The 16967-nt window shown below is 42.7% G+C and carries 11 protein-coding genes and 1 tRNA gene; 2 read left to right on the forward strand and 10 right to left on the reverse strand.

Features of this window, described 5'->3' with window-relative positions:
• Both ND16A_RS12955 and ND16A_RS12950 read right to left on the reverse strand, forming a co-directional pair.
• The coding region (locus tag ND16A_RS12955; protein ID WP_152593825.1) for a beta strand repeat-containing protein at positions 1-5906 on the reverse strand (5906 nt) is incomplete at its 3' end.
• Between the two features lie 543 nt (positions 5907-6449).
• Positions 6450-6704, reverse strand: coding sequence for a hypothetical protein (locus ND16A_RS12950; protein WP_033076865.1), 255 nt, complete (start codon positions 6702-6704; stop codon positions 6450-6452).
• 204 nt (positions 6705-6908) lie between these two features.
• Between ND16A_RS12950 and ND16A_RS12945 the strand changes: the two genes are divergently transcribed.
• Together ND16A_RS12945 and ND16A_RS12940 are read left to right on the forward strand one after the other, a co-directional pair.
• A complete protein-coding gene (locus ND16A_RS12945; protein ID WP_033076866.1) occupies positions 6909-8549 on the forward strand; it encodes an acetolactate synthase large subunit in 1641 nt (546 codons plus the stop codon).
• 21 nt (positions 8550-8570) lie between these two features.
• Positions 8571-10022 (forward strand): aldehyde dehydrogenase family protein, encoded by a 1452-nt coding sequence (locus ND16A_RS12940; RefSeq protein WP_033076867.1) that lies wholly within the window; start codon positions 8571-8573, stop codon positions 10020-10022.
• An 89-nt stretch (positions 10023-10111) separates the two neighbouring features.
• Here the strand turns inward: ND16A_RS12940 and ND16A_RS12935 are convergent, their stop codons facing one another.
• The 8 genes from ND16A_RS12935 to ND16A_RS12900 all read right to left on the reverse strand — a co-directional run bounded on the left by ND16A_RS12935 (position 10112) and on the right by ND16A_RS12900 (position 16445).
• Positions 10112-10879, reverse strand: coding sequence for a thioredoxin fold domain-containing protein (locus tag ND16A_RS12935; protein ID WP_033076868.1), 768 nt, complete (start codon positions 10877-10879; stop codon positions 10112-10114).
• Between the two features lie 153 nt (positions 10880-11032).
• On the reverse strand, positions 11033-11674 hold the full coding sequence (locus ND16A_RS12930) for a DsbA family protein (RefSeq protein ID WP_033076869.1): 642 nt from the start codon (positions 11672-11674) through the stop codon (positions 11033-11035).
• Positions 11667-12122 (reverse strand): disulfide bond formation protein B, encoded by a 456-nt coding sequence (locus ND16A_RS12925; RefSeq protein WP_033076870.1) that lies wholly within the window; start codon positions 12120-12122, stop codon positions 11667-11669. The genes ND16A_RS12930 and ND16A_RS12925 overlap by 8 nt, the downstream gene beginning before the upstream one ends.
• A gap of 552 nt (positions 12123-12674) precedes the next feature.
• Complete coding sequence (locus tag ND16A_RS12920; protein WP_152593826.1) at positions 12675-13019, reverse strand: hypothetical protein; 345 nt, start codon at positions 13017-13019, stop codon at positions 12675-12677.
• Between the two features lie 7 nt (positions 13020-13026).
• Positions 13027-13965 (reverse strand): hypothetical protein, encoded by a 939-nt coding sequence (locus ND16A_RS12915; protein WP_033076872.1) that lies wholly within the window; start codon positions 13963-13965, stop codon positions 13027-13029.
• 689 nt (positions 13966-14654) lie between these two features.
• Positions 14655-15008, reverse strand: coding sequence for a hypothetical protein (locus tag ND16A_RS12910; protein WP_152593827.1), 354 nt, complete (start codon positions 15006-15008; stop codon positions 14655-14657).
• Between the two features lie 7 nt (positions 15009-15015).
• Positions 15016-15960: a hypothetical protein gene (locus ND16A_RS12905; protein ID WP_033076874.1), complete on the reverse strand. Its 945-nt coding sequence runs from the start codon at positions 15958-15960 to the stop codon at positions 15016-15018.
• Positions 15961-16360: 400 nt separating this feature from the next.
• A tRNA-Leu gene (locus ND16A_RS12900) sits at positions 16361-16445 on the reverse strand.
• Positions 16446-16967: the final 522 nt, after the last annotated feature.

Genomic DNA, 16967 nt, shown 5'->3' on the forward strand with positions numbered 1-16967 from the left:
GTAGACGTTACTGTCATGCCAGCTGGCGCATTAGTTAAGCTCCAGGTTAGATCCGTACCGTTATTATCATCGTCAACATCGGTCACCGTTGCCGTATAGGCATATTCACTTCCTTCCGTCGCCGTTAATGGTGCAATTGAAGTAATGGTTGGCGCTTGGTTGACGACATTAAGCCTAAATCCACTATCAGCTTGCGCCAAATTTCCAGCAGACACTGACACCAAACCATCTGCGGTACCAACCGTTTGAGTCCAGACATCATCTGGTTCATCTGTATTTAACCCCCCTGTATCTGTCTGTACATCAATGTACCAATCCCCAATAGGTAGAACTGCTTCAAAATAACCATCATTATTGGTATAAGCCACATAACAAGTGCTGCTGTATAAATTAATACAGGTATCGCCATCGGCGTGAACATTCACTTGTACATTGGCTAAGGCAACATCCTGGTTCGGATCAAATGGAGTAATGCTTGTATTGTCACGGCTAAACACATAACCACCAATGACACCGGAGTCATCTCGTAAGACGGTAACATCCTCAGCCGTGGTGGTTAATGGGTTAAATGATTGCAGTCCGGTATTGGCCGGAACAGTAACGTTAAGTTCATTTTGATAGGTGGCAGCGCCAGCATTTGCACTGACATCGACGCTAAAATCAATGTTCACCGAACTGTTTGCGGTTACGGTTAAACCTGCCCAAATAGGTTGAGTGGTATCGGTTTCGGTACCGATAATGGCGAATGTTGGCTCAGTGGCGACATCATTAACGGTTGCTGAACCACTTTTATAAAGAAAATCACTCGCCAATAAATCGGTGACACTGACATTACTAATGTCAGTCGCTAATGTGTTGCTCAGGGTGATTTGATAAGTGGCGACTGCACCATTGGCAACATATTTAGTGGATGTGGTTTTAGCCACCGATAAGCCACCAATCAAAGTGGTAACACTTGCATCGACAGCCGTGGCATTATTAGCATCTACGGTTGCGGTACTGATAAAAGAGCCTTGGCTGCCATAGGGGAAGGCCACCACACTTTTACTGGCAAATTCGCCTGGCGCTAATAAACCTACATTCCAGCTTACACTGCCTGAGGTGCCCACAGTTGGCGCAGAATCAGCGACAGGTGCAGAAGAAGAATAAGTGAGTTCAGTGGCTAAAACGTCAGTTAAGCTAACGTTAGTAGCCGTTGCATTGCCGGTGTTTTGATAGGTCATGGTTAAAGTAATACTACCGATAACATACTCCCCAATAGAGGCTGAAACAGCGCCATCCAGTTCAATACTGTTGGTTGAAATATTTTTTATTCGTGCGACTACGCCATTGACTTGCACTAATTGATTCAGGCTAAAGTCGCTGGATTTATCAACATACAAAGTGGTGCTATTGCTTATTGCAGCTGTTAATGTTGCTGCCGGATAGGCGGTGGTGCCCGATTGAGTTTTAGTAAGCGTTAACACTGGGGTTGCATCGGCTGAGATAGGAACGGAAGCCGATTTATTTAGGGCATTACCGGCACTTATTGTTGAGGTAAAGGTTGTTGTGGTATTGCCGCTCGCTAAGTTATTACTGACTCTTGCTCTAAAATTTAATGTGACCTTAACGGCAGAGCCCAGATCCCCCAAGCTATGTACTACTTTATTGCCAATAGTATCAAAATTTGCTGAGCCTACTGGAGGTGCATCTAAGCTGACAAAATGGGTATATGCCGGTAACGGGGTAACCACATTTACACTAGTGGCGGTGGCTGAACCTTTATTTTCTACCTTTATCTCGTAACCAAATTCATCATTGGGGCTTAAGCCAGAGTTTGGGGTCGCGCTCACTGAAATATCTAACAGCGGATTACCGGTAATGGCTACCGCAACTTGATTACTGGTTACTGCTGATAATACAGTGCCACTGGCGCTGCCATCATCAGTTATCAGGGTAATACCGGCAGCTAGATTAGTGGTGTTTACCAACATGCTATAATTAACCGATTGCGAATTACCCGCGATTAAATTACCAATTGACCAACTAACTTCATTACCGTTAACAATGTCCGGTGGCACACAAGAATCACTACAAGCACTGTATTGAAAATAATCGGCAATCGGTAAGGTATTGGTAATGACAACATTGGTGGCATCGGTGCCACCAATGTTTGTTGCGGTTAAGGTGTAGGTAATAACATCACCGGGAACTAACGAAGACTTATCAGCCGTTAAACTTAATGAAAGCTCGGCAACACCACTACCACCATCCTCAACTACGCTGGTTTCTGCCGTTGCTGTGACATCGGCAGTTTGATCACTACTAATAGTTGAATTGGCGGTTAACTTGGAATCATCAATGGTGCTACTGGGAGCATCCCCTCTAATGTAGACTGTACCTGAATGGCCCGCAATCAAAGTCCCAAAGGCAAAAGTATGAGACTCGCTTGCAGAGCAAGTTCCCCAAGTACTATTATCTGCTGAATATTGACAATTGGTGAACCCTGCAGGTAACCCAGCAACAAGCTGAGTGCTATCCGCGTCTGCTTGACCGATATTCGCATAGTTTTGGGTGTACGTTAACGTTGGGGTAGCAGTATCCCCGGCAGTAATACTAGTATCACTGACCGATGTCGACAAGGTTAAATCTGCAGGCGCTGTACCGCCACAAAATGACGAACGAGAGTTGGCTGTCACTGAGTCGTAATGAAAAATCGCATCTTTTTTGCCACTCTTAGCGGCTAATTGAAAATACCACCTTAATTTGTCTCCGGCATCTATTTGGGTAATCGCCGGGTTCAAGCCATTAAATGTGTAGGAAACCCAATTTTCGCCATTACTTATGCTTTCCGGATCAGAGGTTGCAATTTCTATATTTTGGGTGACATTGCGAAGTATTACCCTAGTGTTCATCCCACCTGTGAACGCACCTAGATAAAAATCAACTCGCAAAGTTGAGCCTGAAATATTTAGGCCATTGGCAAAAGCTTCTGACTCAAAGATAATTTGATTGCTCTCTAAATTATATGCCTCAAAATTTGCATCGGTAATATTATCAATACTTATCAAAGACGTAGTAGAGCCTGTTGGAGCAACCTCTGATGCTGTCTTAACCAGCCCATTTACGCTTGGATTAAAATAGAATACAGCATCGCAATAACCACCGCTAACTCCCACTTGTGCGCTTGCCATTACCGGTGAACCATTATCCCAGTTGACTGTGGCGGTATTATTGGTTGGATTAGAGAACGTAAATGGATTATCTGCTGCCACAGATACGGTGAGCGTAACTGAGCCGAGAGTATCTTGTGCAAGGTCGCTTAGAGAGCTCCAAGTGATCACGCCATCACTTTCAGCACATCCCCCGGTACAACTGCTAAACGTCATACCTGCCGGAATAGTATCGGTTAAGGTGATGCCAGTTGCAGTTTCATTACCATCGTTAAAGTAGCCTAATGTATAAGTAACATTGCCACCTGGTGCAACGGAAACAACATTGCTGGTATTAGAAAGTGATAACGACGGGATGCCTGGGATACTAACGCCAGTAACCGCGACGGTTGTCGCTTCTGTAACCGAAACAGCACTAGCATCAGGTGCGATAGCGCCAAGCGTAGCACTGCTTGTTAATGAACGAGATGCCCAAGTATTGGCAACGGTTATGGTATAGCTGACACTACCCGTTGCACCACCGGCAATGTCGCCAAGATCCCAGCTAATATCATTACCCGATAAGGCACATGAAGTACCACCAGCACAAGAAATATAACCGAGTTCACTATTAATAGACGAGGTGATGATGGCGTTGGTTACTGGCACAGTTGCATCATTTGCATAACTGATGGTAAAGGTGATTTCATCTATACCATCTGCAGCGACACTGAAACTGTCGGGAATGATTGCCAACGATAACCGGGCCGCATCAACCGCAATGGCTACGGGGCCACTTTCAAGGTCGTCTAAAGATGTTACTGCATAAGCATTATTATTATAAGTGCCCGATATTGATGTCGCGATAGCATTAAAATTCAAGGTTAGCGTTTCGCCCGCGTCCAGCGATATCGGACTGGCAAAGGTCCAGGTAAACGTTTGTCCTGACTGGCTGGGATCATCGATTGTGACTCCCGTTGTGGTGTCAGCTTGATCGGTTATTTCTGCCGTGGTAGAGCCTGTGTCATAAGAAAAACCATCTGGCAACACATCGCTGATACTACTAACAATTACTGCGGAGTTATTAAGCGGATTACTTACCGTAATTGAATACCCTACCGTCTCTTCTGCGCTAACACTGCTCGCATTAGCAACCAGTGAAATGGCCGGTGCTAAACCACAAGCATTAATTGCCGTACCAAGAACAGCAACTTGCTCTCCGGTTACGGCCGGGTTACCGTACCAATCTTCACTCGCACTCGGGGTTAACGCCGGAGAATGGTCAAGGAAAAGCGCTTGTTGCCCGGTAGCCCAACTACCGGAGATATAAATTTCATTGGCATCATCACCGGCTAAATAAGAAACCGTACGGTTATCAACGCCCGAGGCCACCATACCATCATCAATCTTGGTATTGTCGTCTACGGCTTGCACGCCGATTAAAAACTGGCCTTTCGGTAAAATTGTGGCATCCCATGTCGCCGACCAAGAATTCAAGGTACCGGGGTCAAGTGCCCCTGGACTGCCAATTTTGACCCATTCACTGTCAGTATCGGCAGAGCTTGCTGCACCATCACCATTGACATCATACCAATAATAAAAATCAACACTCTTGACCGAGGGAACCACCACGCCATTCTGCAATGCCAGCGTATCTTGAACCGTGGCATTTATTTGATAAGTTCCCGGACAGGTATTGGGAGCAACAACGTCGATACTGGAAATAATCGGTTGACTGTAAGGCTTATCTTGATTAAAAGATAAATAATCACCAAAAGGCGCGGTAACAGCAGGGTTTGCTAACCACTCTTTACCTATCGCACAATCTTTTTGTAAAGGGTTATTTAAGCTGTTAGCACTACAAAACAGCATTGAAATCGGGGTATCGCGGGTGATACTTGGGCCAGCAACACCGGAAGAGTCGGTCTTAGCTGACGCATCAAGCATTTTGATCGGAATTTGATAATCAATGAAATACTCAGTACATGAATTTTTAGAAACCAGTTTTGCCCGACTGGTACCGTAATCCCAACTGGTTTCATCGGCGCCATTAAGCCAGTCTTCTGTCGGGGTTAAATTATCTGCAAAATTCAGGATTTTATTGTTATCACCAATAAAAGCAGTAGGGTTATGTCCAAGTAGGTGGACATTGTCATCGTTGTCGTAATCTAATGAGTGACTTCTAGAGTCCCCCCAAATACCGGAAATTCGGTCAATGGCCTCTGCCGGACTGCCTATTGAACCATCGAGATGTGCCGCCAAGCTGCGATAACCGGAACCATCTAAATCAAAAAACACCGTCCACAATGCCGAAGACCAAGGATTACTGGCACCATAAGCGCCTGCATTTTTCCCTGTGGCGTAGGTATGCGCGCTCGACTCCACACGCCAGCGAAACATTAACACATCTTCCGCTTCGGTATTGCCGCGATGCAAGGCGTAATAAATGCTCGGTAATGATTTATCAATACAAGACGAGGCTACGTTGACATAGCTTTGCGGTGAAGTACCACCGTTTGACGGATCTTTCGTTCTCGGGTCTGCCAGTCCATTTTGAAAACGAGTATAAGGTTTCCACTCACCACAATCGTCGCCACAATCGGCAGGATCAGGTGGCTCTGCTGGCCATTGTACCGGACTGTAATGAATTGCAGCTCCGCTACCATTACTCCACAACGGCGGGTATGGCTCAGATTTAACGGAACTTGCAACTAATATCAACGCAAAAAACATGCCCCAAAGAGCGAAAATTTGATGAGTTTTATGACCAAACATAATGAGCCTTACAATTTAAATGAACTACTAACATTCAAAATTTTAAAATAGCAAGGCGCTGTATTTTTTAGAAAACAAAGAGATATAAAACAAAGGGAGGTAAAACGGTTGGCTGTTGCTAGCTAAAATAAACTATTAAGCATTTAAGTAACATTCCCTGAATAATTGGTTTAAACCAATTTTATTTTTATTTTTATTTTTCTAATTAGCATCCTGCTGATAATGCATTAGTATCAAGCAAGCAAATATTAACAATATTGTTACTTTTACTTGTCAAATAATGTACAGAATAAAGGCTAAAAATTCAACACCTTTATAAATAAATCATATTTATCCTATTCACGGTTAAATCAATGTTCGTTGCCATCACCATGGTGGAATTTCAGCCAGAACGTGGAAAATTCAACTTGATAGATCCCTGCCTTTTCCTCTCGGCTTGGTTGATGCTAATTTTTCTTAAATAGCCGAATTTGCAGGCTTTACCAGGCAAACAAAAAACCGCTTAAAAAAGCGTTTTTTTTTACCAATTTAATCAACAGTCGATTAGAACGTTTGGCTTAATGCTAAGTAATAGGTGCGACCACGGATACTATACAAGTTATCCGAAAATCCACCGTACTTATCAAACTCCGGCTCTTCAACGGTTAAGTATTTCGAAACGTTTAAGCCAATATAAAAATCACCAAAACCACTTTCAAAATGCGCATTTAATGATGCATCTATCCCTTCACGCTCTGTTTCACCAATATTGACAACGGGAGCGGTTACATGATCAATACGTCCATTGGGTAAAAACACAGTAGCGGTAGCCGGACTTGAACCGGCACGCCCGCAGGCAATTGATTTTCAATTCTTCGCTCCCCCTCATCCCCCAAAGGAGGTAGTTATATTTTAATTTTCAAGTACTTAATTTACGCGGCCGTTTTTAATTCAATTTCGCCCAGCAGATTGCCTAGGCTCTGCTAAGATTAAGGCTCCAAACCTAGTAAAAAGGCAGCCCTGATGAAAGCGTCCGATCTGTTTGTTAAAGCACTTGAACAAGAAGGTGTTGAGTATATTTTTGGTATTCCCGGAGAAGAAAATCTCGATTTACTGGAGTCCGTCCGCACATCATCGATAAAGTTAATTCTCACCCGGCACGAGCAGGCCGCCGGCTTCATGGCAGCAACCTACGGACGCCTGACCGGCAAAGTCGGGGTATGCCTGTCAACCCTGGGACCTGGCGCCACTAACCTGGTCACTGCCGCGGCTTATGCTCAGTTAGGTGCTATGCCAATGTTGATGATCACCGGACAAAAACCAATAAAGGCGAGCAAGCAGGGGCGCTTTCAGGTAATCGACGTTGTCGGCATGATGCGGCCAATCACCAAGTATACGGCGCAAATCGTCAGTGGTGAACGCATCGCCTCGCAAATCCGTGAGGCGTTCCGTATCGCCAGCGCTGAGCGCCCCGGGGCAGTACACCTGGAACTGCCGGAAGACATTGCCGCCGAAGAAGCCAAACCCAACCTAATCACCGAGAGCGGTATACGCCGCCCGATTGCCGAAGCAAAATCGATTAAGCAAGCGGTGGACATGATTGAACTGGCTAAATTTCCTCTGCTGCTAATTGGTGCGGCCGCCAACCGTAAAATGCCCCATAAAATGCTCAGTCGCTTTGTCGATGAAATGCAGATCCCTTTTGTTACCACACAGATGGGCAAAGGGGTGGTCGATGAAACTAAAGAGCTGTTCTTAGGCAATACCACTCTCTCCGATGGTGATTTTGTCCATAGAGCCATTGCCCATGCCGATTTAATCATTAATGTTGGCCACGACGTGGTAGAAAAACCCCCGTTCTTTATGCGCGGCAATGACAAAAAAGTGCTGCACATTAATTTCAATGCCGCAGAGGTCGATCCGGTTTATTTCCCGCAAGTTGAGGTGATTGGCGATATTGGCAACAGCATATGGGCCATCATGGAGCGGCTGAAACGGCAAGAACATTGGGATTTTAGTTATTTTCGCAAGGTCAAAGCGGCAGAAGAAAATGAACTGCCACACGGCTGTGATGATGACCGTTTCCCTATTTACCCGCAGCGGCTGGTGGCCGATATACGTAAAGTAATGCCTGAAAACGGGATCATAGCGTTAGATAACGGTGTTTATAAAATTTGGTTTGCTCGTAACTACAAAGCCCAACGGCCTAACACCGTACTGCTAGACAATGCGTTAGCGACCATGGGCGCCGGCCTGCCCTCGGCCATGGCGGCGAAGATGGTGTATCCAAATGTTCCGGTTATGGCCATATGCGGTGACGGCGGCTTTATGATGAACAGCCAGGAACTGGAAACCGCGGTGCGGTTGAATCTGCACTTGATCATTCTGATCTTGCGTGACGATGCCTATGGCATGATTAAGTGGAAACAAACTAACATGAGTTTTGAGACCTATGGACTCGACTATGGCAATCCGGATTTTGTCAAATATATCGAGTCGTATGGCGGCACCGGCCATATAATAAATGCGGCAGGCGAACTACAGCCATTGCTTGAGCACTGTTTAAGCGAGCATGCCGTGCACCTGATTGATGTGGCCATAGATTACAGTGAAAATGACGAAATACTCAATAATCAGCTGCGCCTACTCAGTAGCAAAGTATAAACAGAGACGGGAGCCACCAACATGTTACAGAAAACTTATCCCTACTATTTAGCCAATGAAGCGGTATATGCCAACCAGGATTTGGAGGTTACCGACAAGTACTCCGCAGAGGTAGCTACCCGGGTAGCCCTCGCCGACCCGGCAGCTATCGACCAAGCCATTGCCGCTGCACACGCCAGTCAGGACGCATTGCGGAAAATGGCCCCCTATGAACGGGAAAACATTCTAAATCACTGCGTCAAACGTTTTCAGCAACGGTTTGAAGAAATGGCGCTGGCGCTGTGCATCGAAGCTGGCAAGCCGATTAAGGATGCCCGTGGTGAAGTAACGCGCTTAATTGACACGTTTCGCATCGCGGCACAAGAATCGGTACGGATGAATGGCGAGATCATCAACCTGGAAATCACCCCGCGGGCCCGAGGCTACAGTGGCATGTATAAACGAGTGGCCATTGGCCCTTGTTCTTTTATTTCACCGTTTAACTTTCCGCTCAACCTGGCCGCCCACAAGGTTGCCCCTGCTCTGGCCGTGGGCTGTCCGTTTGTACTGAAACCTGCAAGTCGTACACCTATTGGCGCCTTAATTATCGGTGAAGTGCTGGCGGAGACCGATTTACCCAAAGGCGCTTTTTCTATTTTACCCTGTAGCCGGGCCGGTGCCGATTTATTTACGGTTGATGAGCGTTTTAAACTGTTGAGTTTTACTGGCTCGCCCGAAGTTGGCTGGGATCTGAAAGCCCGGGCAGGCAAAAAACCTGTGGTATTGGAACTGGGTGGCAATGCTGCCTGCATTGTCGATAAAGATACCGTTGCCCAGGCCGATGGCTTGAGTGACGCCATTGACCGCATCGTTTTTGGTGCGTTTTACCAATCGGGGCAAAGTTGCATCGGGGTGCAGCGTATTCTGGTTCATGACACAATATATGAGCCGTTTAAGCAGCAATTCATTGCCAAAGTAGCCAGCCTTAAAATGGGCGACCCGAAAGATGAAGACACCTTTATTGGCCCGATGATCGCAGTGTCGGAGGCGAACCGGCTAAAAGGCTGGATCGATGAAGCCATTGCCCTGGGTGCCAATTTACTGGTGGGCGGTAAACAAAAAGGTGCCATGCTAGAAGCCACAGTGCTGGAGAATGTGCCCGACAACGCTGCACTCAATACCGAAGAAGCATTCGGCCCGGCGGTGACATTAAGCAAATTTTCAGATTTTGACGATGCCCTCAAAGAAGTGAACAACAGTAAGTTTGGTTTGCAGGCAGGCATCTTCACCCGAGATATTTATAAAATCAATAAAGCCTGGGATGAATTAGACGTGGGCGGTGTCGTCATTGGCGACGTACCCAGTTGGCGTGTAGACAACATGCCCTACGGAGGCGTGAAAGATTCGGGAGTAGGCCGTGAGGGCATACGTTTTGCGATGGAGGATATGACCGAAGTGCGTTTATTGGTCATTCGGGATAGAAGCCGCCAGTAAAACGAGTGTGCTCATGCTGAAATCACCCTCTAAAGGCTTCCTGTCTGCCGGGTATAAATACATCCCCGGCATTTGCTCCTGCAATGCTCTTACATACTTTCTAAAATTGCTAATAATTCTTCAGGCTTGCGGTAACCCGGCATCATAGTGCCATTGCTGGTGATTATGGTTGGGGTAGAGTTTACGCCAACTTGTCTGCCAAAATTAAACTCTTCCGCGACAGGCTTATCACACACACGCGGCACAACACTTGCGCCCTGCTTAGCATTAGTTAATGCTTTGCTTGGAACTTCATGACACCATACTGAGCGTAAATCTTTATAGCCGGAGGTAAATTCACCTTCTCTATCCATAATACCGGCACGAGGGTACGCCAAATAACGAACAGTAATGCCTAAGTCATTGTAAGCATCCATCTGACCGTGCATTTTACGACAATAGCCACAAGTAATATCGGTAAAGACATTAATCACATGTTTCTCATTTTTAGCTGGATAAACGATCATATCGTTTTCAAAGTCTTTGAGCCCTTTAACACGAACTTTGGCTAAGCTAAGTTCGGTTAAATTCTCTATATTATTGCCCAAACCAAATAGCTGTCCCTGAATGAGAAATTCACCATCATAACTGGTATAAAACAATCCTTGATCGGTTGCCAGTTCGGCAACGCCTGGCATCGGCGTGCGGGTAACACTGTTGATTTTTAGACCTAATAAAGAGCTCAACTTGGTCTTTATCATCTCTGCATTATATTGCGCCACTTTGCTAGCTGGAATGGCTTCATTTTCCCATGCCAAGGCAGTGACAGAGCAGTTAATAAATAACAGCGAAATGACAATTAAATACTTTCTAAACATTAAAAATTTCCTAAAATTAAATTTATCTTAGCCCGCAACAGCATACGCTACGATTTGCCGAGCAATAGTAGAAATATATCATAGATTTAGGGCCAACTGAACATCCCCAAACGCTGCTTATAGCTCGTTAGCATCTTGTCCTGTTGTCGTTCATTAATAAGCTTCGGCTATGGCTTCTTCAACTAAGTCGACCAATTCTTGATAACCAAAAACAACAAGCGGTTTACCGTTGACGAAAAACTGTGGTGTAGCGCGAACTTGCAAAGTTTGCCCGTCCTGTATGTCTTGCTCAATAATTTTGGCAATTTTAGTGCTTTGCCAGTCGCTCTCTAGTTGTTCATGGTCTAAACGCAATGTTTTTATTGCAGCTAAGGCACTTTGTGGATTTGATACGTGATGCTCTACCCAATGCTGCTGATTAGCAAATAATAACTCTACTGCTGGCCAAAACCGACCTTGCAGGTGGGCTGCTTCAAGCATTTTCACAACATCTTCAGAGCCTTGATGTAACGGCGCATAACGCATCACTACTTTGACTTTACCTCGAGACTTTTTCACTAAATTATTTACCAGCGGGTAAAATTGACGACAGGTGCCACATGCAGGATCAAAGAATTCGACAATGGTAACCTTGGCATCTTTGCCACCTTTAGCTGGAGCATTAATACGCTCTAATGCAGGTAAAACATCATCGGCTAACGACGATGTTTGTTGGCTCTTATATACGCCTACCGCGGCAATAAAAACTAAAGCAATGACTGCTGCTACGCTGATAAAAACGGTTTTGTTATTCATGGTTATTCCCAGTAAATTGATTTTGCGAAAGAAAAAGTAAAACACCAATGGTGGTAAAGGTTATTAAAGACATAACGGGGATGTTTAAAAAACCGAGTAAATTAAAGTGTGTTTCGGAGCAAGGTATGCCTTGCACACATGGTTGCGCGCTTTCTGGAACGATGCCAGCAACCACAAGTACATGAAAGAATGCCGTAAACCAGCCAAAAAGAACTAATGGGCTTGCATATCGGATGATTTTAGCATCATAAGGAAATAGTGCCAGAGGTAGCATAATCACTAATGGGTAAAGCGCAATTCGTTGATACCAGCATAATACACATACCGGCAATTGCACTACTTCACTAAAAAATAAGCTGGTTAAAGTGCCTCCGGTGGCTATTATCCAGACGCCAAAAAGCAGGTACCAACTGCGGGTGCCAGCGTTAGCAGGAGTTTTGTGGTTCATTTTGTTTTATGAATTCCAATAAAGTTGCGATGTAATATCGACAGGATTAAATGCATATAAATAGCGATACGGTATATCTTAGCACCGCCGGAATTAACAGCTATCACCGGAGTATTCCGTTTAGTTGTACTCATTAACGGCTCAATTCCAGCTAAGTTTAATTTAAAATTATAGCAAAAACTAAAGCCGCAATAATGTCACAGATCAAAGCCAACGCTTTTATAAAATAAGATCGAATATAGTTAAGCTTATTGTATATGACTTATTGGTTAATCGAAGAGCTTCAAAATATTCCAGGCCCTTTAAAGAGTAATAAATAAAACTGAGAATAGTAACTTACACTTGCAGTCGTTATGGTCTACACAGGAAAAACAAAGAAAAGATAGTTTACGGTTAGTAAAATTCAGAATCGAGTAGGAGGAGGTCTCACAGCCTCCGTCCTCTCACACCACCGTACAAGCGTTAGTCGCATACGGCGGTTCCAGTCAAACGTTTAATTGGCCCCATACTCACTCAATTAAACTGCCTTGGTTCTTAGGGTTTATAATCACATCATGAGACTATAAAGCAACAACTAACAACAACGATTGAAATAATACCTAATACAAGCCCTCCAGTTTTCAACCAAGAAAACCCTTTCTTATTTATTTTTTCAATTTCAGTTATTGAAACTTTAATGTCGTCACCAGCAACAACTTCTGAATTTATCGTTTTAACAATAAACTCATGCTTTTTTCCTTGCTTAGTTACAATATAGACTTCATCTCCCACTTCCAGGTGCTTTATTAATTCATTATGAGAATTAACATGAACGGTATCAATAGCCTTCATTGAAGAACAGCCACCTAAAAACAAGACAAATAAAATTGTGAGTAAAATCTTTGATAAATTCATCATTATTGCCTTACGGCTCAATATCGCACGGTGTTGACGAACAAGAATTAACATAAAATGACTCATCGATAATGATGTAATCCTTACCATCCGCATTTTCAACACGTAAATATCCATCTATATACATCATTCCACCTCCTGGAGGTGTTTGCTTTCGATAATCGCTGTCATATTCTTCATTGTGAACCATGTGCCACTTATAATTAACAGGTTGTCCTTTCGATAAGGAAGCATGCAGTTTTAATGCTATAGTCCATCCTCTGAATGTTTCAGACTGTTTGTAGTAAATTGCTTCTGGTCCTGAAGTATTTAGGTAGTTATTTTGAATGTGGGAAGTAACACTATTCGTCCAATTATTGTAATCACTATTAGAACCATTTTCATTTAACGAATATAAATTCAACAAATCAAACTCCTCCCCCGTTGTAGGATTTCTACCAACACGGGATTTAAATTCACTTCTAACATAATTAAGCATGTCTGAACTATATCTATCGGTATATTTGGGAGTGGTAACACAACTTTCAGTTATTATATTACTTTCTGCTTGAGTAGCTGTTGAATATGAGATATTAATTCCAGCATTGTAATGATCTATACCGTAACTTTGGACTGACTCAACAAATGTATCAGCATATACCTTACACAGAGGATCAACACCGCATTCATCATATAAATTCTCACGAAACTCATGATCACATACTGCTTGTGTTTTACCTAAAGTCTGATAACAAATGTCATGGGCATCGCATGACGGTTTGAACTCTCCAGAATATGGAGATGCTATAACTTCTATAATACTCTCCATAAACTCACCGTATTTATCGCCAGCATCATCAAAAGTGCAGCCGTCAGTAACTTTCGGAGTCACTGGACATAAGTGAACGGTTGCCATTGAGAGATTAGAGAAACTTAGCAGAACAGCTAAAGACAAAGCTTTTTTATACATATTAAATCCTTTTATTTTTTATCAATGAAATACACTAATTTCAAAACAAACCATATCAGATGTTTTTTTTGTTTTCAATAAGGTAAGAGGTTGAATTAATTTAAAAACCGATTGATTATCAACCTTAATTTACCACCCATTTTTCCCAGAGAACTACCTGAGAAAGGGCTCTAACACACCTTAATTATGTTGAGTTTAACTTGGTGAATTTTTCAAAAGTCAGGATCTAGTTAGATCATGTTGGATTTGAGGAAGTACGATATCCGCACACAAAAATCAGGGTATGGACAGGAAAAAGTGAATGTTTTTTAGTCACAAGCAGAAAACTTAATTATCAGACACAAAAAAACAGCGTATTTGCTGGCTTATTGTTTTCTTATCATATGGTGTTAGATAAGAAAATGGTACCGGAAGCCGGACTTGAACCGGCAAGCCCGAAGGCAACGGATTTTGAATTCTTCGTTACGGCTTATACCCAAAGAGAGCCAGTTGTATTTTAATTGCGTCAGGGTGTGATTAAGATAGATCATTGGGGCTCTAATTGGCAATAAATACGTACATAATCCGCCCTTAACTTTAACAAGCTATGGGCGGATTATTCATTATTACTTCCGCTTGGATAGTAAAATTCATTGAGCTACTACATACGCAGCAATGAAAAAGTACACGTATTACTTCTTATAAAAAAATTAGGCAATTAAACCAATGTACGCAAAAACAAGTATTGAAAGAATAATCCAAGTTCCTCCAACTGCCCCACCTGTTTTCAACAAAGAAAACTCTTTTTTATTCATTTTTTCAATGTCGGTGAATGGGATCTTAACTTCGTCACCAGCAATTGCATCTGAATTAATCGCCTTAATAATAAACTCATGAGTCACCCCTTGCTTAGTTACGACTAAAACTTCATCCCCAACTTCTATGTATTTTACCAACTCAGAGTGAGAATTCACATGAATCGTATCAACAGCTTTCAAAGAAGAACAACCACCTAAAAGCAAGACAAATAAAATTGTGAATAAAATCTTTGATATATTCATCATTATTGCCTTACGGCTCAATATTGCACGGTGTTGACGAACAAGAATTCACATAAAATGACTCATCGATAATGATGTAATCCTTACCATCCGCATTTTCAACACGTAAATAACCATCTATATACATCATTCCACCTCCTGGAGGTGTTTGCTTTCGATAATTGCTGTCATATTCTTCATTGTGAACCATGTGCCACTTATAATTAACAGGCTGTCCTTTTGATAAGGAGGCATGCAGGTTAAATGCGATAGTCCAACCTCTGAATGTTTCAGACTGTTTGTAGTAAATTGCTTCTGGTCCTGAAGTATTTAGGTAGTTATTTTGAATGTGGGAAGTAACACTATTCGTCCAATTATTGTAATCACTATCAGAACCATTTTCATTTAACGAATATAAATTCAACAAATCAAACTCCTCCCCCGTTGTAGGATTTCTACCAACACGGGATTTAAATTCACTTCTAACATAATTAAGCATGTCTGAACTATATCTATCGGTATATTTGGGAGTAGTAACACAACTTTCTACGGTTATATTGCTTTCTGCTTGCTCTACAACTTGAAGGGATATATTAATATTGTCGTTGTAAAATGGTAAACCGCCTCCTTGAACTAATTCCACAAATGCATCGGCTTCTAGTTTACATAAAGGATCAAGTCCACATTCATCATATAAATTCTCACGAAACTCATGATCACATGCCTGTTGTGTTTTCCCTACTGTTTGATAACAGATATCATGAACATCACACGACGGCTTGAAATCACTCGAATATGGAGTCGATAGTATTTGGGCTAATGTTTCCAAAAACTCACCTCCATCTGGGTGCTCACCAATCGCATCATATGAACATCCATCGGTCACTTTTATTGTCACGGGGCATAAATGGATGGTTGCCATTGAGAGATTAGAGAAACTTAGCAGAACAGCTAAAGACAAAGCTTTTTTATACATATTAAATCCTTTTATTTTTTATCAATGAAATACACTAATTTCAAAACAAACCATATCAGATGTTTTTTTTGTTTTCAATAAGGTAAGAGGTTGAATTAATTTAAAAACCGATTGATTATCAGCCTTAATTTACCACCCATTTTCCCAGAGAACTACCTGAGAAAGGGCTCTAACACACCTTAATTATGTTGAGTTTAACTTGGTGAATTTTTCAAAAGTCAGGATCTAGTTAGATCATGTAGGATTTAAGCAGGTACGATATCCGCACATAAAAACAGGCTCTGGACAGGAAAAAGTGAATGTTTTTTAGTCACAAGCAGAAAACTTAATTATCAGACACAAAAAAACCAGCGTATTTGCTGGCCTATTGTTTTCTTATCATATGGTGTTAGATAAGAAATGGTACCGGAAGCCGGACTTGAACCGGCACGCCCGAAGGCAACGGATTTTGAATCCGTCGTGTCTACCAATTCCACCACTCCGGCAACACGTGCTCAACTTTGCAGTTGATGATTGGCATTATAGAGAAGTTGGTTTGTGGCGCAAGCCTTTTTTTGCTTACCGCGTTTAACTGTTTAAAATTCAAACAAAGCGGGTATCAAAACATCTTTGCTAAGTCTTTTACATTTGGGTAACAGCTTATGTTTATTGGTTTGAGTATTATTATAACGGTCAACTTTTATTGCTTCGCAATAATTACGCGAGGTTAAAACCCCGCCAACCACTTTTATAGTTTTCCTCGCTGAAATGCTTTTTGCCTCTCAATTTTTTGAGAGGTTTTTTTGTCTGGGATTTATAGATTCCCGCCTGGCAGGGAATGGCGATAGGAGTATCTGTTATTGCTGCGCAATAATTACGCGAGGTTGAAAACCCCGCCAACATTACGCGAGGTTGAAACCTGAAGTATCCCCACAAATATTTGTGTAAGCGTTTGAAATTTAGTTAAATTAATTTCACCACAAAACAAAAAAACTAAACCTCAAACGCTATGAAGGTATTTTCAAACT

Origin of the sequence: Thalassotalea sp. ND16A (assembly GCF_000764205.1) — a bacterium.
Lineage (GTDB): Bacteria > Pseudomonadota > Gammaproteobacteria > Enterobacterales > Alteromonadaceae > Thalassotalea_A.